The organism is Lactiplantibacillus dongliensis (assembly GCF_005405105.1).
GTDB classification, from domain to species: Bacteria; Bacillota; Bacilli; order Lactobacillales; family Lactobacillaceae; genus Lactiplantibacillus; species Lactiplantibacillus dongliensis.
In genome coordinates this window covers 23,012-49,155 of sequence record NZ_BJDK01000012.1, presented here as the reverse complement: position 1 = coordinate 49,155, position 26,144 = coordinate 23,012, and the positions used below count along the sequence as shown (strand labels likewise).

Below are 26,144 nucleotides of genomic sequence, written 5' to 3'. Positions count from 1 at the left end.
ACCAGTACTAACTAGTCAGCTTGATGTCTTTTTCAATGTCCTAACTGATCACAAACCGCAATCAAACGCGGGATGGCAACTTCTAAATCAGCAAGACTAACCGCTGTAAATCCTAACAAGTAATAGTCATGACTCGGCATCGCCTGCCAATTGGAATCAAGCGGATAAATTCGAATATCAGCGGCGGTTAACGCGGCCAACAAAGCTTTTTGGGCAATGCCAGGAATGCGAACAACCAGTTGTAGACCGGCACCGGTCGCAATTGGCTGAATACGATCAGTTGTTGCTAACAGCTGCGTCAGCCGTTGATACTTACGCCGATTTAAGCTGCGGCTGCGGCTAATATGCCGATAATAAGCCCCACTATCAAAATAGGCCACCATCGCTTGCTGCAATAGGCCCGCCACCATGGCCGAGCGATACTGATATTGACGGTGATAAACCGCCACTAAATGAACCGGTAAGACTAAATACCCCATCCGTAACGTAGGATCGATCCCTTTCGCAAAGGTTCCTAAGTAGGCTACCTGATCAGCCATTGCAACTGATTGCAGGGCGGGCAGCGGCTGTGTGTGGTACCGATACTCACTGTCGTAATCATCTTCAATAATTAACCGCGACTCAGCAGCGGCCCACTGTAATAATTCCAATCGTTGGGCAATTGGTAGCACATACCCCAATGGAAACTGATGGGCCGGAGTCGTGTAAACAAATTGTGGCTGGGCCGCCTTGATCGCCGTTAACGAAACCCCTTGCGTCGTCACCGGCAGGGCCACCGTCGCCTTACCAGCTGCTGATGCTAAGGCTGGCAACCCCCGATATCCAGGATTTTCAATGCCCAAAGTTCCGGCCGGCAAGATGCTTAACAGTAAGGCCAGACCTTCTTTTGCCCCGTTCGTAATCACAATCTGATCTGGTTGACACCGTACCCCACGAGTCGTTCGTAAAAAAGTGGTTAACCGTTGGCGTAACGCTGGTAATCCTTGGGCATCCGGATAGCTCACCGGGTTTGCCTCAGCTTGGCGTAAGGCATCGCGGACGGCTTTTTTCCAAGCATTCCAACTGGGCTTCAATAGCTGAGTCGCCCCATAGCGAAAATCATACGTCACCGGTTTAGGCGGTGTTGAAACTGGAATCGCGGGGGTTTTAGGACTTGCGGTCGGCCAAGCTTTTAACGCCTTAAAAAAATAACCGCTCCCCGGGACGGTGTACACGTAGCCTTCCGCTAATAACTGATCATAAGCTTGCTCAACCGTCGTTTTGGATACATTCATCGTTTGAGCCATTCGTCGAATCGATAACAATTGTTGCTGGTTACCCGACTTAGGCAAATAGCTGTCCTTTAGCAATTGATAAAGTTGTAAATATAATGGCGTTTTAGAATCCCGGTCTAATGGCATTACGCAACTGTCCTTTCATTTTTGTTAAAATTGTCACTTTTAAGCCATACAATTATTCCTTATTATAACCAATAACTAGAACGAGAGGAAGTTGTTAGCTATGGCTGATACAAATCACATTATCCAACAAATTCAAGTTTCCGGCATTCGTCGTTTTGACGAGGCCATCAGTGACGTCCCAGATATCATCAAATTAACGGTCGGTGAACCGGATCTCCCTACCCCAGCCCACATCAAAAAAGCTGGTATTCAAGCCATTCGCGACGACTTTAGCCACTATTCACCGTTAATGGGCTTCCAAAAATTACAAGCCGCGGCCAGTCGTTATTTTAATCAAAAATATCAACTGAACTATGCCCCCAATGAAATCATTGCCACGGTTGGCGCCACCGAAGCCGTTGCAACGGCCTTAATCACGTTACTCAACCCTGGCGACGCCGTCTTACTGCCAACACCTTGCTATACCAGTTATGAACCGGTCATCGCGATGGCACATGCCCATGTCATTCCCATTGATACGACAACGACGGGGTATAAGTTAACTCCCGCGGGTCTGGCAGCCGCGATTCAAACTAATCATAGCCAACGGTTAAAAGCCATTTTACTCAACTATCCGACTAATCCGACCGGTGTGACTTACACGAAAGCCGAATTAGCAGCCTTAGTAGCAGTCATCAAGCAAGCCGGCTTAACCGTCATCAGTGATGAGATCTATAGCGAGATCACTTACGAACAACCCCACACCGCCCTAGCCACCTTGTACCCAGCGCACACCGTAACTATCAATGGGCTATCGAAATCACATGCCATGACGGGCTGGCGCTTAGGTTTCATTATGGCGCCGTTAGCCCTGATTACTGAAATGAAAAAGACCCACCAATACCTAGTGACGTCGACCAGTTCTATCAGTCAAGTCGCCGGGATTGAAGCACTGACGCATGGTCTCGAAGACGGTCAAAAGATGCGCGCCATTTATCAAGCCCGACGCGACTACTTAGTGACCCGACTAAGTGAAATGAGCATTAATTATATCTATCCGACGGGGGCCTTTTACTTATTCGCACAAGTCCCAGCAGCTTTTAAAGGCACTAGTTGGGCCTTTGCCACGACCTTAGCACAGCAAGCCCATGTGGCTGTGATTCCCGGATCGGCGTTTGGTGCCGCGGGAGAAGGATGGTTCCGGATTAGTTATGCCGCCAGTCAAGACGCCTTGCGCGATAGCATGAACCGCTTCGCAACTTGGCTAACACAACAACAAGCTTAATTATGGAGGCTTTAAAATGAATTTTGAGCAAGCACACTTAATCACCGCCATGGTCACCCCGTTCGATGACGACCAGCAGCTTGACTTAACTCGGTTAGCTGGCTTAATTGAACATTTACTGGCCCATCAGACGCAGGGCATCTTAGTCGGTGGCACGACCGGTGAAGGCCCCACCTTAAGTACCAGTGAAAAATTAACATTATTTCAGGCCACCGCTAAGATTGTGGCTGGGCGGGTGCCAATAATTGCGAATACCGGCTCGAACAACACTGCCGCAACCATTGCGTTTACGCGCCAAGTGAGTCAGCTTGCAGGGATTGACGCCGCTTTAGTGGTCGTGCCACCCTATAACAAACCTGATCAAGCTGGGATGATTGCCCACTTTACCGCAATTGCTGATCAAGGCGACCTTCCAATCCTGATTTATAATATTCCTGGCCGCGTTGGCGTCAAAATGGCTGTTGAGACGGTCGTTAAGCTCGCCCAACATCCTAATATTATTGGTATCAAGCAATGCACGTCATTGGAAGAATTGGCGACGATCGTTGAACAAGCGCCAGCTGACTTCTTAGTCTATACCGGTGAAGATAGTCAGGCTTTGACTGCTCAGGCACTGGGGGCTCAAGGGGTAATCTCAGTAGCTAGCCATCTCTTTGGTGATGACATGGCAACCATCCAACAGGCATTAGCAGCTGGACAAGTCCCAGTGGCGGCGAAGATTCAACGCCAATTACTGCCTAAAATGGCCGCACTTTTCAGTTCGCCTTCACCATCCCCAATAAAGGCCGCTTTAAATGCACAGCACCTACTAGTCGGCGATCCACGATTGCCTATTTTACCTTTAAACGCGACCCAGGTGACGACCTTAACCAACCAGTTGAAATAGCTTGCTGGCCGGTATCACGGTTGGTATAATGGTGGCAATACTAAGGAAAGCGGTGACGTCAATGTGCGGTGGTTGGTTTAACAGCGGTATGCCCTTCATGTGGATGGGCGGATCCTTTTGGTTCTTTACGTTATTGGTCATCATTGCCATCGGTGCTTTAGTGGCCGTCAATCGTTCTCAAAACAAAAAATGAAAACTAAAAAAGATGGTTCCAGTCGTTGCTAAACTGGAACCATCTCTTTTAATCCTTATTTAGCTTGTTTAACCGCCGTGGCAATTGGCGTTTCACCGTTAATTAACGCGATTGTCTGCCCAATTGTGGTTGGCGTACTGAGCGCTTGCACGGCAAATGTTGCGACATCGTCACGCGTAATCTCACCGCCAACATCTGGATTGACCGTGACTTGGCCAGTCCCAGCATCGTTCACTAATGTCCCTGGTTGTAAAATCGTATAATCCAACTGCGTGCGGGTCTTCAACCATTCGTCCGCATAGTATTTAGCGACATAGTAAGGCTTCAGACTATTCGGCCACTTAGCCCGATCAACCGTAAATTCCGCACTAATGATTTCGTAACGTTTGACTCCCGCAATTTCGGCGGCCTGCATCGACTTGACCGCACCATCCAAATCAATCATCAACGTCATGTCATACCCAGTCGAGCCACCAGAACCCGCCGCAAAGACGACCGCATCCATGCCTTTAAAGGCCAACGCTAGTTCTGATGGTTGATCTAACAAGTTAAAGGCTACTGGTTCAGCCCCGGCATCTTCAAAAGCTTCCGCCTGATCAGGCCGCCGAATGCCAGCAAAGACTTGCTCGCCTCGTGCGACTAATTTTGAAACGATTTTCTTACCGATTTGACCATGTGCACCAATTACAAATACTTTCATCGTCTTCAACTCCCACTGTTTGTTAAGTCATATTATAAAGCTAATCACGCGGGCACTCTACCAATCTGTTTTGCTAGTTGTCGCCATCATCAAAACCGCTTATAATAATAACCATTCTATAAGAGAGCTGTGATTTGAATGTCTAAATATGTTCGTGCGGCCACCAGTGCTGATCTACCAGCCATGTTGGCCATCATTAACGCCGGTCGCCAAGCCTTAGCCACTGATCAGATTCCACAATGGCAGGGCACTTATCCTGCCACCCCGGATTTACAAGCTGACTTAGACGCTGGCCGTGCCTGGGTCCTGATTGTCGACGGCCAAATCACCGGTACTGCGGCCTTACTCACGACTTCTGACCCTAACTATACCCAAATCTATCAAGGCAGTTGGGCACCACACACCGATGATCACTATACGTCCATTCATCGGATTGCCATTGCCAGTGGCTTCCATGGTCAACACTTAGCGGACTTCTTCTTCAGCAATTTGATGACCCTTAGTTATCAACAAGGCTTCCACCAATTGCGGATTGATACGCATTCCTTAAACCAGCGGATGCAACATGTCATTACTAAAGCAGGCTTCACCTATCGCGGGATTGTCTACATGGACGGCGATGCTCAGGATCAACGTAAAGCCTACCAAATTTTACTTTAAGTCATCAAAAACGCGACTCTCGTTTGAGAATCGCGTTTTTTTCATATTCAGTTCGTCCGATATAGGTTGCTAGTTGCCTTAAATTGCCACTCGGGTTGGCCCAGAATCGGCGCTAACTATCGGATACTTATCAGCTAACGTTAAGTCATTATCGCCAGTAATGTTTCGCCGAGCAGTTAGTTTCTAAAATGCTCACATTTTAAGAATCAACCGCCACCAACTCCTGATGCACTAACGAATACAAATACTGTTGCGCAATGGGCTGCTGATACATTGAAGCTAATGCTTGCCCATATAATTTCACTTGGCCAGCGTACTTGGTCAATAAATCAGTGGCCTGAGCAACATGATCCGTCTTGTAATCGAATAAAATCAAGCCTTGTTCGGTCGCCAAATACCCATCGATAATCCCATGTATTAAGATTTTACTATACGGATCAGTTTCAAAACCTTTAAACAACCGCTGCGCTGGTAGTAACAGTGAAAATGGCACTTCTCGATGAACCTGCGCTGGCGCTGCCAAAATCTGCTGGCCTAGCGAGCTAGCATAAAAGCCGACTACTTGCTCAATTTGAATCCGTTGTGCCACAGTGGGTGTCAACACGTGCTTGGCCACTAGCTCATCAATAGTTGCTTGAACAGTTGCATCAGTCACCGCATGCGTGACATCCAATTGTTCTAAGACCAAATGCGTGGCACTCCCGACTTCGGCACCAGTTGGCGCTTGACTTGTCTGCAAGAACTGGGGCCCGTCTAAGCGGTCACTCACGTAACGACTATGCACCCGGGCTTGTTGATCACTAATCGTTGGGTTCGCATTCATCAACGGTGTATCGGGATCTTCAAAGACCCGTTTCACTTCCGAAACAGATTGGTACGCGGTAGTCGTAGTGGCAACCCGTTGCGGATACTGGAAGTTTAAGATCCGCGTGATGGCTTGCTGAGTCAACTCGTCAACATCGATACTGACTCCTGCTTCAACGCGTTCTAGCGCAGTTGGTTGTTCAGCTTCATCGGTAACGGCGGTCTCGGTCTGACCAATCGATGCCGCATCCCCTAATTCAACAGTCAACTTCGTCTGATCAGCTTTAAACGAATACAAAGGCTGTTCGCCATCCCAATAATCCGCTAGATCCGGGTGCCGAATCAGGCTCATGCCGACCCAATCAAGTTCACTCTTCGCCGCGGTTCTGGCTGTTGCTGGCAGCAGTCGCTGTTCATCAGTAAAGACTTGCCGCCATTGCTTGCTGGCCGTGTCAATATCTTCAATCGTCCCAACTAAGTAGAGTTGCTGTTCGGCACGCGTAATCGCCACATAAAGTTTCCGCATTTCTTCGGCCCGCAATTTTTGACTGACTACTTGGCGCGTCACTAAGCGTGGCAAGGTGGGGTACTTGACCCGGGTTTCTGGGTCAAGATACGTAATCCCAATCCCCGCTTCACGGTCTAATAAAGCCGACTGACTCGTATCAGTTTGGTTGAACCGTTTACTCATATCCATAATGAAAACGACTGGATATTCCAAGCCCTTACTCCCATGAATCGTCATCACGCTCACTGCTTCGGTCTCAGTTTCAGCAACTGCCTCAGCCAAATCTTGATCTTTTTCCTGCATCCGCTTGATGAAACGTACAAACTGGAACAGGCCTTTAAAACTACCTTCTTCATACGTATGTGCCCGCTCATACAACGCGTGCAAATTAGCTTGGCGTTGTGGTCCAGCCGGCATCCCACCAACATAATCCAAGAAACCGGTGCGATCATAAATCCGCCAAATCAGCGTTACTAATTGATTGCGCCGGGCTAGATCACGAAATTCAGTCAATTCATCCATGAACTGCGCCACTTTGGTATAAACCGCCGCGCCATAATCATCTGTCGGCACTGCGCGATTGTAAAAGTCGCGTAACGCTTGGAAATAGTCACTCGTCTTATTTTGAATCCGTAAATAAACCAATTGATTTTCATCTAAGCCAACCATCGGTGACCGTAACACAGCCACTAACGGAATATCTTGATACGGATTATCAATAATGCTTAACATTGCCATCATGATCCGAATTTCGGTCGTCTGAAAATAATTCTGCGCATCATTGACAACAATTGGAATATGCAGACGTTTAAAGATATCAATAATCGTTAAATTATGATTTCGGGTCGGCACTAGTAGCGCCACATCACTATAGCGAAATGGCCGATAAGCTTGCGCCGCTCGATCATAAATCGGTTTATCCTGCGCCTTTAATTCGAGAATCTTTTGCGCAACCATCGTAATACTACCTTCGGCGGGATCATCAATTGCAAAATCAGCGTCATCTTCAGTGTCTGAAGCCGCCTCTTTTTGTCCAGTCTGATAGAGCAATAGACTAGTTGTCTGTGGCATATCAGCCGGATAATCTTTGGGGCCATACTTCAAATACGCCGCTTGGTCATACTCAATCTGACCCACGGGGGCATCCATTAACTGACTAAAAATCAAATTGGTTAACTGATCCACATTCTCCACTGACCGGAAGTTTTCCGCTAGTACGATTCGTTCCCCATGTTCGGGATGCTCGCCAAAGTCTTGATATTTATGCAAGAACAAGAGCGGATCGGCTAATCGGAATTGGTAGATTGATTGCTTCACATCGCCAACCATAAACATGTTGCCAGGAGTCTGTTGGGCCAACAATTGCAAAATCGTCTCTTGCAAACTATTAATATCTTGATATTCATCGACCATTACTTCGGCAAACTGAGCTTGCAGTTGGGTTAAGGCCGCCTGACCACTTTCATTGTCACTCGTTAAAATGGCTAGACTCAAATGCTCCAAATCATTAAAATCCAACACATGGCGCCGGCGTTTTTCCGTCGCAAACGCTTGTTTAAAGGCTAACGTGGCGTGGACTAATTCACGCACTAAAGCTGCCGCCCCCGCCATAATATCTAAAACCGCTTGTTCATCGCTCACCAAAACAGCCACATTGAGCTCGGTAATCTGATCACGAACCGCCTTAACTTGACCATTAACAGCGGTGCCAATCGCCGTCCGCACCTCATCATCTTTATAGGTTTTCTTGATCGCCTTAATCTTAAAAGTCTGACAAAAGGCCCGCAACTCATTCCATTCAATCGAACCTAGCCGGGCCGTCACATCGGTCAAACTTGCCTGCGCAGCCTGCAATGCAGTCAATGTCTTGGGATCCAGATCACTATCAGTGGCCTGTTCAAGGGCTTGCGTAATCGTCGTGGTCATCTGCGTAAAAGTCGTCCGTAGTTGCGGTAACAACTGTTGTTGATAAAAAGCAGATGCCGTCAGGTGGTCCGTCCCCAACTCATAGCTAGCCGGTAATTGTTCAAGCCAAGCCGTTGGGTCCGGTGTCGATTGGGCAAAGTCATAAAGTCGCATAATTAGGCGGCTAAGCCCATCATCACTGCGATCATTTGAAAAGTTCGCCGTCAACGCGGCAAATAATTCGCCATCGTCACCGTACAAATTTTCCCGAACAGTGTCCCAGACCTGATCACGAATCAATAGGCCTTCCGTATTATCTGTTAACAATCGGAACACCGGATCTAAATCGATCACGTAGTAATAGCGTTGAATCAATCGCAAGCAAAAAGCATCCAATGTACTGATGTTGGCAACCCCTAACAAATTCAACTGCTGACGTAGCCGCTGAACTGCGGGGCTAGTTGTCGTGGCCTTCGGGTTAGCTGCTAGCTGATCTGAGATTCGTTGATTGAGCTGCTTTTCCAACTTTTGCTTCATGTGCTTAGCGGCTAGGTTCGTAAACGTCACGACTAATAATTGATCAATATTCAACCCGGCGTCTAATTTACGCATAATGCGTTCAATCAGGACCGTGGTCTTACCGGAACCGGCTGAAGCTGAGACTAATAAATTATTGCCGTGCTGATCAATCGCGGCTTGTTGACTAGCTGTAAATTGTGTACTCATGCGCGTTCATCCCCTAACTGCGCTTTAATCCGCTCTAAAACTTCACTGGGCGTCAATGGCGGTAAATCACGATAATTATTTTCTGATAGCATAGCATCAAACGCCATAATCGCAAGATATGGTGAATATTGCAACGCCGTAGTTTTATCATTTAGCCGCACCGGATTCAGCGCCAGTGCCCCCGCAAAAATCGCTTGTGCCGCATCGACAATCAATTTCCGATTATTCGCTAATAACTGATCCAATTCCTTTTCAGTGACTAGTGGCGCCGTCTTACGACTGTGGTACTCACCCGACTTCACCCGTGAAAATGGATAGATCTTAGAATCGCCACTTTGCTTTTGCAGTTCCGTATCTAGATGCGTCAATAATTGCGGATCATCAACGATAACCCCACGGTACTTATTCGCTTTTAAGAGGGCATCCTCAAAACCCGCCCGCGCATCTTTGGGTTTTAACGTTGGATTTTGGATATGCATGTACAAGGCACCAGCTAATTTCACTTTGTCGGTGCCGGCTGGGACTAAGGCATCTTCGTTAACCAGTACCGCATTTAGGTAGGTCAACATCTGCATCGCCAACCCATAATAAGCCTGCTGAAAATCAAAGCGATGTTGCGACGATTTGTAATCGACAATGCCTAAATAACTTTGGTCAGCAACCTGAATTCGGTCTAAGCGGTCGATCTTTCCTCGAACATGAACGCTATGCTGCGGATCAACTTGGAAGTCTAGAGCCTTTAGCCCATGGTCTTTACCAACATTTCCGAAGAGTAATTCCGTTTGTTGTGGCGTGGCATCAGAGCGTTGGCTTTGCCGCTGAATGGCAAAGGCAATCTGGCGCACCGTGTTAATTAGCTGTTGCCGCAAATACCCCATCCGATTAGAACTTGATAGGATCATAAACTGCGGCTGTTCTAATACTTGTAGTGTCACTTGGTCCAATAACGTTCCCAAGTCAGCTTGATCAATCGTCGCTAAGCTCAAGTGTTGGGCTTGCAAAGCTTTAATCATCCCATCTAAAACCGCATGGAAAAACTCACCCGTGCTGGCTGCTGACAATTCAAAGACATCACGTTCCCGTAACCGTAAGCCATACTTTAGAAAGTACGCATATTGATTCCGATAAAATTCTTCTAGCTTTGAAATCGACGTATAGATTTGCTTCCCATATAACGCCTGCACACTCGTTGATGACAGGGCAACCGGGACATTGCGGTAACTCAAACTGGCTAACAATTGTTGCGCTAACTGACCAAACTGCGGATCAGCGGTCAATTGTCGCCGCAACCAGACCCAGATTGGTGCTGGCCGTAGCGGGGCCCCGACGCGATTACGATCAGCGTTAGCAGTCAATACATCGCGATAGACTTGCACCACATGTGTAATGGTCCGCCGTTTAGATCCAATAAAGGGCGCCACTTTAGGCTGAGTTGGATCAGGCGTTGCTAAGTACGTCGCAATTGGTAACTTAAAGTGCTGCTGAATCTGTTGGACATAATTTGATAACTTCAAATCAGCATCCTGATCATCTTTTAACGGCGCACTCAAATACAACTGATCAGTCGCATTCAAAAAAGCTAAGTAGTTTAAATACCGCTCATCGCCTAATTGCACTACGGCTGAATCAGCCAAATAATGGTCACCGTCTAGCTGCTGAAGGTCTGGCTGCAATGCATCCTTATCCACGTCACTGAGTAAATCATTTGTCATAATACGATCCGGCATGACTAAGTCCGTCGCACCAATTAACATCACAACTTTACGGTTCTGACTCTGCTCACGACCACTTTCAGAAATCGTCACTTGATCTAAGGTTGACGGAATCTGGGCATAGCCTGCGCCTTCGAATCCGGCTTGCAAGAGCGCCAAGAAATCATCAGTCACAAACGGCCCGTCACCTAGCATCGTGACAAAATCATCAAGCATGTCGCAAAAAGTCTGCCAAGTCTGTTCGGGTTCACTGGCTGCCGTCATATCGCCTTTTTCAATCGCTTGGTCGCGCCAAGCTAATAACTGCGTATCCACGCCATGCGTCATTAAAAAGTTAACTAAAATTGTCGCCGCTGCCCGACCATCTTTGGCCGCCGCCAACTTTTTAAAGAAGGGTGGCAATAAAGTCGCAACAAAATGATGGATCAGATTAATCTGCTTGGTAATCGCGACATTTTCATCAGTCTCAATGCCCGCATCACCAGCCGTAAATTGAAAGTATTGCCAATCCTCCGCTTGCGTCCAGCGCCGACCACTATAACCGCTCTTTAAAATAAAGTTTTCGGTTAAGTCAACCGCTTGGCGATACGCTTGCCGCCCCATCGGTTGCCCATTGACTTGTGGTAACAGTAATTCGGTCTTTAACAACCGCATCACATCGCGATATTGATAATGCTTCGTATTCAGATCAAAGAGGGCACTGATTAATTCTACCAACGGATGATCCGCCATCGACCGTCGTAAATCCAAGAAATACGGGATTTCCATTGTATGAAAGATTGGCGCAATCATGGTCTGATAGCTCGTTAGATGCCGCGTCACAATCAGGAAGTCGCGATAGTCATAGCCCTTTTCAGCTACCAGATAGCGAATTTGCCGCGCGACTTGTGCCAACTCGGTCTGCCGGGTATCCGTTCGGAACAAATGCAGCTCTGATTTCAACACTTCAGCAGTAGGCGACTTTTGCACCTGATCACGCCACAAATCGTCTAGTGCGGCCAAACTCGGACTCACTCGTTGCGTGGTCGCAAACTGATCCGGCAAACACTTGATCTGACGAATCTTAGCATACTGAACCAGGCGATAATAAAGGCGGCCCGTCTGATAAAATAACGTCCCGTTCAACGGTGGCTTATCGGTATAAGCTTGATCTAAAATCAAGCTGATCGTAACTTCCGCCCCGCGCTCCAACATCGTCGTGATCACACCTTGTTCTTGTGACGATAATTGTGAGAATAGTTCTAAGTAAATATGGGTACCATGCAGATCCTGCTGCTGCAAATAATGGCTTAACTGTGCTAACACATCCGCATTTTTTAAATATTGCCCATCGGTCGCGGCAGCAAAGTCCGTATACACAATTGCTAAATCATGCAGCTTGGCTTTTAAGTCCCCCGCTGGTGTCTGTTCAGCCAATTGCACCACATCTGCCGGTGCTAAATTAGCTAATTGTAATTCATTAATCTCCTTAGCCAGTTGCGTCACAAAACCGGTCTGTGAGATTTCCCCACCGAATAACCGTAGCTCATCCGCATGGGCTTGCAAGATTTTAAACAGTAGCATGTTGATTCCAGCTGCTGAGAGCCGCGGGACTTGATAGGCGGCTTCATTCTTCATTAAGTACCAAGCTAATCGGGTAAACGAAAAAATCTGCACTTGGCTTTGCGCATACAAGCCGGGCTGATCAAAGGCTCGGGCTAGTCGATTCAAGACATCAACCTCGGTATCAAACTTGACATGGTTTGGGACCAAATAAAAGAATTGATCATGCGGATTGGCTTGCAAACTGGTAACTAAATTAGCCACCAACTTTTGGCGATGGTCCTGCTTAGCGGCACCCAAAATAAACTGTAGACTCACAATAGTTCCCCCTCTTCAGCTGAACAAACGTTCTGATTTCGATACTTAATTATCGCATACTTAAAGTCGCAAAAAAAGAGTGCCAACTGGAAAGTCGCACCCTTTACAATAACTTTATATTTCAGCTTTTACCGATCGAATTGTCACACTATTAGCTTTTTTTGTACCCGTCAGCATCATCAACCATCAGACAACTAATTATCTGAAAACTAATTGTTACAATGAGCGTGTTTATTGCTAGTTAAAATTGCCGTCTGCCGGTTGGCTCCTAAAACACTGGCACGCCATGGGCCCTGCTGAAACCAAAGCCTGGTCTGCTTGGCCTAAGTCCGAGCAGACCATTCGCACTAAGGTCAACGACACGGCTGAACATTGTTGGAACCAATCTCTCGGCCAAATGACTGAACTGAAAATAAGCAACCGTTAATTTTTTAATTCCCGTTAATTAACGACGGGCGGGTCAGCATTGGCTCAGTGGTGTCGTTTATCTTAGTCGGTGCTTTGCCGACTTAGCTAACCCCCGGCTTGTGGAGGACCACACTTGGCTTCCAAACGCGGCCATCACGTTCCAGCCGGTTCTGGCCCAACCAGCGTGGCAAATTTAAGCTGACTGCTACTAGAGCTATTTCAATGGTTATCTTAGTGTTGTTGCCCCCAAGTCGCTGGGTTCTGCCGCCAAGCATGTAAGGACGCTAAGTCGGCATCGTTAATGTAGTCAGCTTGCCGGGCCACTTCAATTAAGGTCGAATAATTCGACAGACTGAACAGCGGTAACTTGGCCGCTGCAAAGTTCGTGGTGGCTGCCGCCAATTGATAACTGAAGACGGACCCGACCGCTAGGATATCGCCACCCGCAGCTTGGACGGCTTTCGCCGCTTGCAGCACACTACCGCCAGTCGAAATCAAATCGTCCAGCATCACGACTTTTTGTCCCGCTTTTAACACGCCTTCGATTTGACGACCGGCCCCATGATCTTTCGGCTTCGAGCGGACGTAAATCAATGGTAAGTCTAACAATTCAGCGACCCAAGCCGCGTGCGGGATTCCCGCCGTAGCCACGCCAGCAATGACTGCTGCCGCTGGATATTGCTCGCGAATTATCGCCGCAATCCCGTTCGCAATATCCCGCCGAACTTTGGGATACGAAATCGTTAAACGATTATCCGTATAGATTGGACTATGGATACCACTGGCCCAAGTAAACGGTTCATTCGGTCGTAAAGTGACGGCTTCAATCGATAATAAATCTTTCGCAATAGTTGCTGCAATTTCAGTCATTAGCGTTACTCCATTCTTTTACAATTTCAGTATAGGCAGTTACCGGATCACTAGCTTGTGTAATCGGCCGACCAACGACTAAGCCATTACTACCGGCTTGGGCGGCGGCGGTGGGCGTCATCACCCGCTGTTGGTCGTCCGCCGTCGCTGATAACGGCCGAATGCCGGGGGTTATTCCAAGAAAGTCCGCACCGACCGCTTGGTGAATCGCGGCGACTTCTTGTGCCGAACAAATCACCCCGTCACAATGACTAGCCTGCGCTAGCTGCGCATAATGTACGACACTAGCTTGCACACTACCGGGAATTTGTTGATCCGTATTCAGCATCGCTTGATCCGTCGATGTTAACTGGGTAATCGCTAGTAATTTAGGCGCTGGCAACCCGGCTGCCGCTGCCCCGGCGACCAGACCGCGTTTGGCGGCGGCTAACATCACATGACCACCGGCAGCATGCACCGTCGTGTAGCGAACACCTAGTCGACCGATAACACGCATCGCTGACCCAACCGTATTCGGAATATCATGTAACTTTAAATCTAAGAAGACGGCATGGCCCCGCGCCTGCACCGCTTTAACAATCGCCGGCCCGGCCGCATAAAACAACTCCATCCCAATCTTAACAGTGACTGGGGGCGTCTGCGGAAATTGATCCAAAAACGCTAACGCTTGGTCGCTGGTTGGAAAATCCAAGGCAATTATGACTGGTCGACTCATCCTTGCACCTCCGTAATTAATTGTTGCAAACTACTAATCCCATATTTATCCATTTCAGCTGGTAAGCCAGTAATAATATCGGTACAAGCGGTCGGATTACCATAAGTTGCGGCGCCGACTTCGACCGCATTAGCGCCAGCCAAGTAAAATTCCAGCACATCCGCAGGAGTAAAGACTCCGCCGACCCCAATAATCGGCAATTTCGTTTGTTGCCGAACTTGGTGAATCATCCGGACTGCTAACGGATGGATAGCTTTACCAGATAGGCCACCCGTACCGTGCGCCAAAATCGGCTGCCGTGTCTTTAAGTCAATCCCCATCCCAGTCAGCGTATTAATCATCGTTAATCCGGCCGCACCACCAGCTTCCGCCGCCGCCGCGATAGGGACGATGTCCGTGACATTGGGCGTGAGCTTCATAAAGACTGGCTTATCAACGGCCATCACAATCTCACGAGTTAAATTTTCCACCATCGCCGGATCCGTTCCGAAAGCGAGGCCCCCTTTTTCCACATTCGGACAAGAGATATTGATTTCTAACAATTTAACGTTTGGCGCTGTCGCCATTTGCGTCGCTACCGTGACATATTCATCAAACGTGGTCCCCGCCACACTACCCACAATCGGCAATTCTGGATAATTTGTCGCTAACCAAGGTAACTTATCCGCTAAAACTGCATCGATACCGGGATTTTTCAACCCGATGGCATTCAACCACCCCGCCGTGGTTGCCGCCGTAGTTGGCCGTGGATTGCCGACTTTAGGTGCGGCGGTCGTCGATTTGATGACCAGCCCACCTAATGCGCTTAAATCTAATTGTTGAGCCATTTGTTGCCCATAAGCTGCTGTACCACTCGCTGGCATGACGGGATTTTGTAACGTCACCCCTGCTAATTCAACCGTTAACCGTCCCATACTTGACCCTCCTACAATGCTTGCGTGACAAACGACTGTGATTCTAAGACTTGTAAAATAGCGGCGACCGTATCAAGCGCCGTAAATAATGGAACGCCGTGGGCAATCGAGGTATTTCGAATCAAAGTACCGTCATCGGCGGCTTGTTCTTCATCCGAAACCGTATTGATGACCACTTGCACTTGGCCGGCTTCCATCTGATGTAGCAAATCATGTTCACCGGCATCAATCTTATCGACCACTTGTACATCTAGCGCATGCTGGGTCAAATAAGTCGCCGTGCCGCTCGTCGCCATTAACTGATAACCGAGGGCGTGGAACCGTTGGGCCAACTTCAAGGCTTCCGGCTTATCATCGTCACGAACCGTAATTAAGACATTGCCATGGGCTGGTACGTGTAATTTAGCTGCTTCAAAGGCCTTATAAAGGGCTTTAGCCATCGTCTGGTCACTCCCCATAACTTCCCCCGTCGACTTCATTTCTGGTCCTAATAAACTGTCGACCCGATTCAACTTCGAGAAGGAGAAGACCGGAGCCTTCACATGGACTAACGATCCGGCTTTCACTAAGCCCGTCTGATAACCTTGATCACTTAACGATTGACCTAAGATGACTCGCGTTGCGACTTGCGCCATTGGAATCCCAGTCACTTTACTTAAGAACGGCACCGTCCGACTTGCCCGCGGATTCACTTCAATCACATAGACTTGTTCCTCATGAATGACGAATTGAATATTCATCATCCCGATACAATTCAAAGCAATCGCCAATTGTTCCGTATAATCAACAATCTGTTGTTGGACATGGGCCGATAGTGATTGTGGTGGATACACGGCCATCGAATCCCCTGAATGGACCCCGGCACGTTCGATATGTTCCATAATCCCGGGAATAACCACCGTTTTACCATCACAGATGGCATCAACTTCGCACTCTTTACCGACTAAATAACTATCGATCAATACCGGATGGTCATGTGAGACTTTAACGGCATTGTGCATGTAATAATCCAAGTCGGCCGGTTGCTTCACGATTTCCATCGCCCGGCCGCCTAAGACATAGCTTGGCCGGACCAAAACTGGATAACCGATCTTGTCAGCAATCTTCATGGCCGTGGCCTCATCACTAGCGGTATCACCAGCCGGTTGTGGAATTTGTAACTGTTTGATGACTTTATCAAACTCATCCCGATCTTCAGCCCGATCCACATCAGTCACACTCGTTCCAAGAATCTTAACACCATGCGCCGCTAACGGGGCAGCTAAGTTAATTGCGGTCTGACCGCCGAACTGGACGATGACCCCCATTGGCTGTTCCAAGTCAATCACATTCATGACATCTTCAATCGTCAATGGTTCAAAGTAGAGTTTGTCAGAGATTGAGAAGTCCGTGGAGACCGTTTCCGGATTACTGTTCATGATAATGGCTTCATAACCCGCCTTTTGAATCGCCTTAACCGAATGCACAGTGGCGTAGTCAAATTCAACCCCTTGTCCAATCCGAATCGGCCCCGAACCTAGCACTAACACAGACGGCCGCTCACTAACCACACTTTCGTTTTCCGTCTCATACGTCCCGTAATAATACGGTGTCGTCGAGGCGAACTCGCCAGCACAGGTGTCGACCATCTTATAAACGGGCGTCAACTGATGCTGCTGCCGGAATTGACGGACCTCATCGATGGTTTCATCCCAGAATTCGGCGATAGTTTGATCCGCAAAGCCGTTCCGTTTAGCCGTGGTTAAGCAATCTAAATCATCAACATGCGTCTTAAGTGCCGTTTCAATTTCGATTAGATGTAACAATTTATCCAAGAAAAACACATTAATCTTCGTAATTTCGGCGAGTTCTTCAATCGTAAAACCGCGCCGAATCGCTTCCGCTAAGTAGAAGAGCCGGTCATCTTGGGCATGGATTAGCTTGTCGCTCAAGGTATCATCGTCAACTTGTGCTAATGCCGGTTCGTCAATATAAGTCACCCCAATTTCGAGTGACCGGACTGCTTTTAACGTCGCTTCCTCGATATTGCGGCCAATCGCCATCACTTCACCAGTCGCCTTCATCTGTGTCCCTAAGCGGCGATCAGCATGGGTGAACTTGTCAAATGGCCAGCGCGGAATCTTGCAGACAACGTAATCTAGAGCGGGTTCGAATTCAGCGTAGGTGGTCCCAGTGACCGGATTCTTAATTTCGTCTAGATGTAGCCCGACGGCAATCTTGGCCGCCATCTTAGCAATCGGATAGCCGGTCGCTTTAGAGGCCAACGCTGATGATCGACTGACCCGCGGATTGACTTCAATAATGTAGTAGTTGAAGCTGTTTGGATCTAAAGCCAACTGTACGTTGCAGCCCCCTTCAATCTTCAACGCGCGGATAATCTTTAAAGCAGCATCCCGTAACATTTGGACTTCACGGTCCGCTAACGTTTGGACCGGTGCATAGACGATTGAGTCCCCAGTATGAATCCCCACGGGGTCAAAGTTTTCCATGTTGCAAACGACCATCGCATTATCGGCAGCATCGCGCATAACTTCAAATTCAATTTCTTTATAGCCAGCGATACTTTGTTCAATCAAGACCTGAGTCACTGGCGACAAGGCCAAACCATTCTCAGCAATCGTCCGTAACTCTTTCGCCGTCTCAGCAATCCCGCCGCCGGTACCGCCCATGGTAAAGGCTGGCCGCACGATGACTGGATAGCCGGTCGCTTCCGCAAAAGTCAAGGCTTCTTCAGTCGTATGGGCAATGCCAGAAGCCGGCACTGGTTCACCAAGTTTTTCCATTAAATCTTTAAATTGTTCTCGATCTTCGGCTTGGTCGATGGCACTTAACTTGGTCCCAAGCAGCTCAATCTTTAATTCTTTTAAGATTCCTGAATCAGCCAACTCCATCGCCATGTTCAAGCCTTGTTGCCCACCTAAAGTTGGCAAGATGGCATCCGGATGTTCCTTGCGTAGAATTTGTGACACAAATTCTAGCGTAATTGGTTCTAGGTACACTTGATCTGCAATTTCTTTATCGGTCATAATCGTTGCTGGATTCGAATTGACCAGCACCACTTCATAACCTAACTCTTTAAGCGCTAAGCAAGCTTGGGTACCGGAATAATCAAATTCGGCTGCTTGACCAATAATAATGGGACCAGAACCGATGACCATGATTTTATGAATATCTGTGCGTTTAGGCATTGAAGTGGCTTCCTTTCCGGGCGACTTGGTGGGCCGCCATTAAATCAATGAATTCGTCAAAAATATGATCCGCATCGTGGGGACCCGGTGCTGCATCGGGATGATATTGTACGGAGAAGGCTGGATAGTTGCGGTGTCGCACGCCTTCCACCGTTCCGTCATTAATTTCTTCATGTGTAATCATCAAGTCTGTCTTGGCGAGCGAATCCCGATCAACCGCATAACCATGGTTTTGTGAGGTAAAGTCAATCCGACCAGTCGCAATTTCACGGACCGGATGATTGAATCCCCGATGCCCGAACTTCATCTTAAAAGTATCGGCGCCATTAGCTAGGGAAAATAATTGGTGACCGAGGCAAATTCCAAATAACGGCACGTGTTGCTCAACATCACGAATCATCGTTAAGGCTTCCGGCACATCTTTGGGATCGCCCGGGCCATTTGTTAACATGACCCCATCTGGATTTAAAGCCAGAATTTGGCCCGCCGTGGCGTTATATGGCAAGACCGTCACGTTACACTGGCGCTTGGCCAATTCACGCAGGATAGAATGCTTCAACCCAAAGTCCACGACGACCACGTTAGGACCCGTCGCTGGGTTGGGATAAGCATTCGTCGTTGAACTTTCCGCAACGACCGCCGGATTTAAAACCGTAGCCTGTAGCTGACTGACGGTATCCGGCTTCACTTCATCAACAATCGTCGCTTTGAGGGCGCCTTTAGTCCGAATATGTTTCGTCACTGCCCGCGTATCGATATCGGCGATACCAGGAATCTGATTTTGCTTCAAATAATCATCTAAGGACATCTCACTACGCCAATTACTGGCCCGCCGAGCTAATTCGTGAACGACGACCCCTTTACAAGTTGGCGTAATTGATTCATGGTCATCGCGATTGATACCGTAATTACCGATTAACGGATACGTAAACATTAAGATCTCACCGTTATAAGATTGATCCGTAATCGATTCTTGGTAGCCGCTCATCCCCGTGTTAAACACCAATTCGCCAACGGCAGCGCTGCTGGCACCAAATGCCGTCCCGGGATAAATCGTGCCATCTGCTAAGACTAAATATCGTTTCATGCGTGCTGATCCTTTCCGTAGACGACTTGGCCGTCAACTAGCGTCATTAAGACATTGCCGTACACTTGCCAACCAACAAACGGCGAGTTATGCCCTTTTGATAACATCTGATTAGCTTTGATTTCATAGGGATGCGTTAAATCTAAAATGGCTAAATCTGCCGGGGCCCCAGGCTTTAACTGGCCGGCCCCGGTCAAGCCGAATAATTCGGCCGGCCGCGTACTCATTAAAGCGACCAATTGACTCAAGGTTAACAAGCGTGGCTTGACTAAGGCCGTGTAAAGCGTGGCAAAGGCCGTTTCCAGGCCAGTGATTCCAAAAGCCGCAGTCCGCATTGAACCTGCCTTTTGCGCATCAGTATGGGGGGCATGGTCAGTCGCAATCATATCGATTGTCCCATCCAATAACCCCGCAATTAACGCGGCCCGGTCTTTAGGCGACCGCAATGGCGGATTCATCTTCAGCATCGGATTATCCATGGTGATATCTTCATCTGTTAATAACAAATGATGTGGTGATACTTCGCAAGTTACGTTAATCCCAGCCCGCTTGGCATCGCGCACGACCCGCACACTTGCAGCCGTTGAAATATGACAGACGTGATAATGCACGCCACTAGCTTCGGCCAGTAACACATCCCGCGCAATCTGCGCGGATTCGGAGATCCCAGGAATCCCTGGTAAACCTAATTTGTCGGCAACTGGGCCAGCGTTCATGACGCCGTCGCGCTTCAAAGATTCATCTTCAACATGGGCGGCTAATGGCAAGCCGGCTTTGGCCGCCCCGCACATCGCCTGATACATTGTCCCAGCCGTTTGCACCCCTGAACCATCGTTACTGACGGCAAAGGCCCCGGCTTGTTTGACCCCTTCAAAGTCAACCAGTTCATCACCAGTTCGATTTTTCGTGATGCTGGCATATTGTGCCACATGAACATGCGCCTTTTGAGTATTTTCAGCAACCATCAAGGCGACTTTTTCTGGCGTATCAGGAACTGGTTCAACGTTTGGCATCGCACCAACCGTCGTAAACCCGCCATGGGCCGCCGCCATCGTCCCCGTATCGATCGTTTCTTTATCTGTTAAGCCGGGTTCACGTAAATGCACGTGCACATCGACTAAGCCGGGGATGACCACATGCTGATCGGCACAAATCACTTGATCAGCAGCGCCGTATTGTTGGTTTAAGTTATGCCCGATAGCCTTAATCCGACTATCTTGAATTAAAATATCTTGCGTGGTTAATTGCCCAGCTTGTAGAACCTGAGCAGCTTTAATTAAAGTTGACATGGGCGACCTCCTCGATTGGCTCAGCAGCTAACAAACCTTTTTGGACGAGTAATTGGGTAATCATGGCCATTCGAATATACATCCCGTTCGTCATTTGTTGGAAGATCCGCGATTGCGGCGCATCCACCAACTCACTGGCAATCTCGACACCCCGATTAACGGGTGCCGGGTGCATGATGATCGCTTGGGCAGGCATCTTAGCGGCACGCGCCGCCGTTAACCCAAACTGTTGATGATAACTAGCCGCATCGAAAGTTGCGTCCTTATCGGCTGTCAACCGTTCATGTTGGACCCGTAGTAACATCATGACATCCATCTCACCAACCAGCTCATCCAGTGGCCGGTAATCACCGTACTTAGCAAAATCCGCATTGAACCAAGCTTTAGGCCCGCTAAAGTAAACCTGCGCACCTAATTGCGTTAGTAACATCATATTGGAACGGGCCACCCGTGAATGTTGCAAATCGCCGACAATCGCAATCTTCAACCCGTCAAAGTGACCGAATTCTTCATAGATTGTCAACATATCCAGTAAAGATTGTGAGGGATGCTGACCACTTCCATCGCCGGCATTAATGAGGCTCATGTCCAGCCCAGCCTCAATCAGTGGTTGGTAATAGTGATCATGGGGATGCCGAATCACCGCTAGATCCACGCCAATCGCTTGAATCGTTTTTAACGTATCCAGCAAACTTTCACCTTTAGTGACCGAACTGGTCTTGGGGTCAAAAGGAATCACTTGCATCCCTAGTTGCCGTTCCGCCATTTCAAAGCTGGTGTGGGTCCGGGTACTATTCTCAAAAAATAAATTCATCGCATAAGCCGGTCGCTTAAGCGTCACCGCTAACCCTCGCTTAAAGGCTTGCGCTAAGTGAATATAGTGGGTCACATCGGCGTTACTGAATTGATCAACACTAACTAAATAATTCGTGGTCTGCATGCTCTTTTGCCGTCTCCTTCTGTTTTTTTCCAAAGAAAAAAGTCTAGCTCCTGCAAAATTGCTTGCAAAGAGGCTAGACTCCGATTAAAACGGCCACGCATGGCCAAACCGTTTCGTTCCTCTCTGGAAACAATTAAATGGTTAAAGATTCAATTTATCACTCTAATTTTTCAATACTAATCCCGTCGTGACCGTCATGTTCTTCTAAAGCCACGGCAACTTGTTCATCTAAAGCAGTTGGAATGTTCTTCCCAATAAAATCTGGACGAATCGGTAATTCACGATGACCACGATCAACTAACACCGCGAGCGAAATCTTCGCTGGCCGACCTTGATCCATCAACGCATCTAGTGCCGCCCGCACCGTCCGGCCTGTAAATAACACATCATCGACTAAAATAATATGCTTGCCGTTAATATCGACTGGAATTTCAGCGCCGTTTAATTCAGCTTGACCTTGAACATCAATGGCATGGTGATCATCACGATATAAAGTAATATCAAGCGACCCAACTGGCACATCAACGCCCTCTAACTGCTTCAACCGTTGTGCTAAACGTTGCGCCAAATAAATACCCCGGGTCTTGATCCCGATAAAGACCAAATTGCCGACCCCTTTATTCTGTTCGATAATTTCATAAGTGATCCGCGTTAATGCGCGGCGCATTGTCATTGCATCGACGACTTCACGTGCCATGCTAGTCAGCTCCATTTCTGTTTGATTGACCACCTGGGGATGCAAAAAAAGTCCCCCCGTTTTTCCTGCGAAAAAGCGTGGGAGACTCCTAGTTACCGTTCCCCTTGTTAGCCTCACAGGACTAATTTAAAGGTGCTTATTTAATTGCAATAAGTGTAACTAAATGCTGCCCGCGTGTCAAGCCAAATTCCGATTCAGCTGGCAATTATCTTGGATCAACGATTATACGACCAATCTAACCCTAATTGCGGTTGTCGACTATCAAGATTAGGTTAAGTTCTTGTAAAGATCAGCCTTGCCACTCTAGTTGGCCTAGAATCGGCGGAAACGTGGTGACCACCACTGAGCCAATTCTAGGCCGCCCGTCGTTAATAACCGATTTATTTTAACCCAACCGTCACTTATGACTAATAGCCACAATACCTCACACTTAGTTAACCTATATAGCTAACTAACGCTTGGTGTTATTTGGTTTAAATTGCCACTCTGGTTGGGCCAGAATCGGCTGGAACGTGGCGGCCGCGTTTTCGAGCCATAGAGCGGTCTCGAAAGCCGGGCTTTATCTAAGTCGGAAAATCACCGACTAAGATAAACGACACCACTGAGCCAATTCTGGCCCGCCCGTCGTTAGTTACCGGGAATTGAAAAATTAACGATTGATTATTCTTAGTCCACTCATTTAGCCGAGCCGTTGGTTCCTAAAATGCTCAGCCGTGTCGTTGGCCTTAGTGCGAGTGGTTTACTCGGACTTAGGCCAAGGTCAGTTTTGAAGACCGGGCTTGGGTTCAAAATGACCCATGGCGTTCCAGCATTTTAGGAGCCAACCGGCAGGCGGCAATTTTAACTAGCACCAAGCGTAGCTAACTAATATTTTTTGTGGCGATAACAAAGACTAAGCAATACTAACGGTATAATACTAACAATGCCCAGTTAAACGCCCCGCACCATCAAATAATTAGTCAGTTGACAACCATCCCGTTCAACTTGCTGCGCATGCATAACGCGAAAATTTTGGCGTTCAAAAAATGGCCGCGCTGTAATCGACGCTGCCGTCGTATACGTTTTAACCGACACGGCCGCAATCAACCCATCGACTAACGCCGTTGCCACCCCTTGATGTTGATAAGCTGGCCGAACATATAACCGATCCAAATAGCCAGCGTCACTCATATCTGTGAAACCCACAAGCTGCTCATCTTGAATAGCCACAAGCGTCACATGCGCCAATAACGATTGTTGCCAGGCTGTCAACGTGGCCTTATCATCATTCCCAATCCAAGCCGCTAATTGTTCAGCCGAATAATCGCGCGCATTCGAAATTCGTATCGTTTGTTTAAATAAAGTTCGAATGGCTGAAAAATCAGCCAGTATATACTTTCGAATAATCATTTTAATTTACCTCTATCAATTAACGACAACTATATGTATCCATTAGTATACCTGATACCAGCTCCATTTTTAACTGCTAGCGAACGCCGGGCGGCTCAGAATTGGCTCAGTGGTGTCGTTTCACTTAGTCGGTGCTTTTCCGACTTAGCGAAAGCCCGGCTTTTGAGACCGCCCTATGGCTCAAAAACGTGGCCACCACGTTCCAGCAAATTCTGGGCCAACCAGAGTGGCACCTTAACCACCAACTAGATTTTTATCTCAAAAAACAAATCATTTCATTTTATTTTAATCTATTTTTCATTTATTTATAGTCAAACTGCCAAATTATCGGTATACTACTTGTGAAAGATAACCAAATATTAGGGGGACATGCCATGCGTTTACAAACATTATTACAAACACCGACACTGCAGCACATGCGGGTAATTGCAGGTGAACGCGGTCTCAATCGAGAAATCAATAATATTGGGATGATTGAATCACCCGATATCGCCGACTTTTTAAAAGCCCATCAATTTTTAATTACGAATGGCTTTCCCTTCAGCAATGCGACCACTGACCCTAAAGCGCTCATCAAAGCGATGCACCAAGCTAATTGTGCCGGTCTCGGCGTTAAAGATCAACGTTATATCGATCACGTTTCCAGTGATGTGTTGGCATTGGCCGATGAACTCGACTTTCCGATTATTGTGACCCCCGCCGATGAATTAATTTCAGAAACGATGCGTAACATGCTGACAATCATTTTAAAATCACAGACCGACGAACTCAGTCGGATCGTGCAAGTGAACCAGACTTTGGCTGACTTGCTTTTAAAGGATCCGTCACACACGACGGTTTTAAATAAATGTACTGAATTGATTGGTCATCCGCTTTTCCTGATGGATAGCCATTTTCGCGTCGTCAGTGCCGCCCAAAACTTGCCAATGACTCGGGCCAGCTTGACAGACTTCTTACGCAATCAGACTCAGATTGACTATTTCAATCTACATACCCGGATTACAGTAACCTACAATCAGACCCAGCTCACGATTATTCCCCTATTTTCAGCTTATAAAGAAAATAAGGCCTTTGTGGGCGTTTTGAATTTGGATCCGAAGAACTCGACTGATCAAATGTTGGCACAAGTCGTGATCAACACGCTCAGCTTCGTCAACAGTCGGGTCGATATGCTGAATGAATCAGCCTTCCGTAATCAAAGTGGCTTCTACTTAAATGTCATGGACGGTGGCATTTCTAACGAATTAGTCAACAAGACCTTAAAAGCCCGCGGCACTGAGCCCACGACTAAGTTCCACTGTGCCACCATTTTAGTGACCACTCATCATCAACCCTTGCTCAGTAACCACCTACTTGAACAGGTGCAACAACTGACCCTGTGGTTTATTAAGGAATTCCAAGCCTCGGTCATCGCCTTTTCATTAAAACAGCAACTCGTCTTATTAATCAATGACGACCAAAACGCTCAGGATTTCTTAACCGCACTCGTCAACTTTATTCAGCCCAAACTCGATAAACAGGCCCGTTTAATTGCCGGTTATAGCTATTCAACCTTACCGTTGACCGAACTCGCCACCATTTATAACGAAGCGGCCGAAGCGTTAGCCCTCAGTAAGAATAGTCCACATGCGGTCACGATCTACCGGCCAAAATACGTCAAAGAATTAATTTCGCTGATTCCGGATAATGAAGCTAAGTCCTTTGTTGAACGGGTTCTAGGTGGGCTAGTCGGCGGCGTCAGTGCCAATGAACAGTTGAACTTGCTCAACACGCTGTATGGCTATTTCTATTACCATCAAAATATTGCGGAAGTTGCTGGTCATCTGGCCATTCACCGTAACACCGTGATTTACCGGCTGAAAAAGATCGAAAAAATGCTCACACTCAACTTAGACGACCCTGAACAAACTCAGACACTCGAAATGGCCGTTTTGTTATGGCATAATCAACAGCTGCAAAAGTGAACGTTTACATTGCTAATTTAACTAAGATTGCTATTTTCACGAACATTGTTTTGTCCGGTTCTAAT

At 47.7% G+C, this 26,144-nt stretch carries 17 protein-coding genes; 4 read left to right on the top strand and 13 right to left on the bottom strand.

Annotated elements, in window-relative coordinates; translation table 11 throughout:
- Positions 1 to 32: 32 nt before the first annotated feature.
- On the bottom strand, positions 33 to 1,400 hold the full coding sequence (pdxR, locus tag FFM80_RS06015) for a MocR-like pyridoxine biosynthesis transcription factor PdxR (protein ID WP_137639986.1): 1,368 nt from the start codon (positions 1,398 to 1,400) through the stop codon (positions 33 to 35).
- Between the two features lie 100 nt (positions 1,401 to 1,500).
- On the opposite strand from pdxR, the gene FFM80_RS06010 reads away from it, so the two are divergent.
- Entirely contained in the window at positions 1,501 to 2,664 is a 1,164-nt protein-coding gene (locus FFM80_RS06010) for an aminotransferase class I/II-fold pyridoxal phosphate-dependent enzyme (protein WP_137639985.1), read from the top strand.
- 16 nt (positions 2,665 to 2,680) lie between these two features.
- Positions 2,681 to 3,550 (top strand): 4-hydroxy-tetrahydrodipicolinate synthase, encoded by an 870-nt coding sequence (dapA, locus tag FFM80_RS06005; RefSeq protein ID WP_137639984.1) that lies wholly within the window; start codon positions 2,681 to 2,683, stop codon positions 3,548 to 3,550.
- 248 nt (positions 3,551 to 3,798) lie between these two features.
- On the opposite strand, the gene FFM80_RS06000 is transcribed toward dapA, so the two are convergent.
- Positions 3,799 to 4,443: an SDR family oxidoreductase gene (locus FFM80_RS06000; protein ID WP_137639983.1), complete on the bottom strand. Its 645-nt coding sequence runs from the start codon at positions 4,441 to 4,443 to the stop codon at positions 3,799 to 3,801.
- A 138-nt stretch (positions 4,444 to 4,581) separates the two neighbouring features.
- Here FFM80_RS06000 and FFM80_RS05995 point away from each other — a divergent pair, with 138 nt between their 5' ends.
- On the top strand, positions 4,582 to 5,103 hold the full coding sequence (locus FFM80_RS05995) for a GNAT family N-acetyltransferase (RefSeq protein ID WP_137639982.1): 522 nt from the start codon (positions 4,582 to 4,584) through the stop codon (positions 5,101 to 5,103).
- A 199-nt stretch (positions 5,104 to 5,302) separates the two neighbouring features.
- Here FFM80_RS05995 and addA read toward each other — a convergent pair whose 3' ends face one another.
- From addA to FFM80_RS05940, 11 genes are all read right to left on the bottom strand, one after another.
- A complete protein-coding gene (gene addA, locus FFM80_RS05990) occupies positions 5,303 to 9,046 on the bottom strand; it encodes a helicase-exonuclease AddAB subunit AddA (protein ID WP_137639981.1) in 3,744 nt (1,247 codons plus the stop codon).
- Complete coding sequence (locus FFM80_RS05985; protein ID WP_137639980.1) at positions 9,043 to 12,618, bottom strand: PD-(D/E)XK nuclease family protein; 3,576 nt, start codon at positions 12,616 to 12,618, stop codon at positions 9,043 to 9,045. The genes addA and FFM80_RS05985 overlap by 4 nt, the downstream gene beginning before the upstream one ends.
- Positions 12,619 to 13,257: 639 nt before the next feature.
- Positions 13,258 to 13,896 carry an orotate phosphoribosyltransferase gene (gene pyrE, locus FFM80_RS05980; protein WP_137639979.1) on the bottom strand — a complete coding sequence of 213 codons (639 nt, stop codon included), beginning with the start codon at positions 13,894 to 13,896 and terminating at the stop codon, positions 13,258 to 13,260.
- On the bottom strand, positions 13,889 to 14,611 hold the full coding sequence (gene pyrF, locus FFM80_RS05975; protein ID WP_137639978.1) for an orotidine-5'-phosphate decarboxylase: 723 nt from the start codon (positions 14,609 to 14,611) through the stop codon (positions 13,889 to 13,891). The genes pyrE and pyrF overlap by 8 nt, the downstream gene beginning before the upstream one ends.
- Positions 14,608 to 15,525: a dihydroorotate dehydrogenase gene (locus tag FFM80_RS05970; RefSeq protein ID WP_137639977.1), complete on the bottom strand. Its 918-nt coding sequence runs from the start codon at positions 15,523 to 15,525 to the stop codon at positions 14,608 to 14,610. Before FFM80_RS05970 ends, pyrF begins: the two co-directional genes overlap by 4 nt.
- 11 nt (positions 15,526 to 15,536) lie before the next feature.
- A complete protein-coding gene (gene carB, locus FFM80_RS05965) occupies positions 15,537 to 18,713 on the bottom strand; it encodes a carbamoyl-phosphate synthase large subunit (RefSeq protein WP_137639976.1) in 3,177 nt (1,058 codons plus the stop codon).
- On the bottom strand, positions 18,706 to 19,800 hold the full coding sequence (locus tag FFM80_RS05960) for a carbamoyl phosphate synthase small subunit (protein WP_137639975.1): 1,095 nt from the start codon (positions 19,798 to 19,800) through the stop codon (positions 18,706 to 18,708). Before FFM80_RS05960 ends, carB begins: the two co-directional genes overlap by 8 nt.
- Positions 19,797 to 21,089, bottom strand: coding sequence for a dihydroorotase (locus FFM80_RS05955; protein ID WP_137639974.1), 1,293 nt, complete (start codon positions 21,087 to 21,089; stop codon positions 19,797 to 19,799). The genes FFM80_RS05960 and FFM80_RS05955 overlap by 4 nt, the downstream gene beginning before the upstream one ends.
- On the bottom strand, positions 21,073 to 22,029 hold the full coding sequence (locus FFM80_RS05950) for an aspartate carbamoyltransferase catalytic subunit (RefSeq protein WP_137639973.1): 957 nt from the start codon (positions 22,027 to 22,029) through the stop codon (positions 21,073 to 21,075). The genes FFM80_RS05955 and FFM80_RS05950 overlap by 17 nt, the downstream gene beginning before the upstream one ends.
- A gap of 157 nt (positions 22,030 to 22,186) precedes the next feature.
- Positions 22,187 to 22,726 carry a bifunctional pyr operon transcriptional regulator/uracil phosphoribosyltransferase PyrR gene (gene pyrR / locus FFM80_RS05945; protein ID WP_137639972.1) on the bottom strand — a complete coding sequence of 180 codons (540 nt, stop codon included), beginning with the start codon at positions 22,724 to 22,726 and terminating at the stop codon, positions 22,187 to 22,189.
- Between the two features lie 930 nt (positions 22,727 to 23,656).
- The gene (locus tag FFM80_RS05940; protein ID WP_137639971.1) at positions 23,657 to 24,115 is read right to left on the bottom strand and encodes a GNAT family N-acetyltransferase; all 459 of its coding nucleotides are present in this window, start codon (positions 24,113 to 24,115) and stop codon (positions 23,657 to 23,659) included.
- A 374-nt stretch (positions 24,116 to 24,489) separates the two neighbouring features.
- On the opposite strand from FFM80_RS05940, the gene FFM80_RS05935 reads away from it, so the two are divergent.
- Positions 24,490 to 26,079 carry a PucR family transcriptional regulator gene (locus FFM80_RS05935; protein ID WP_137639970.1) on the top strand — a complete coding sequence of 530 codons (1,590 nt, stop codon included), beginning with the start codon at positions 24,490 to 24,492 and terminating at the stop codon, positions 26,077 to 26,079.
- The last annotated feature ends 65 nt before the right edge of the window (positions 26,080 to 26,144 follow it).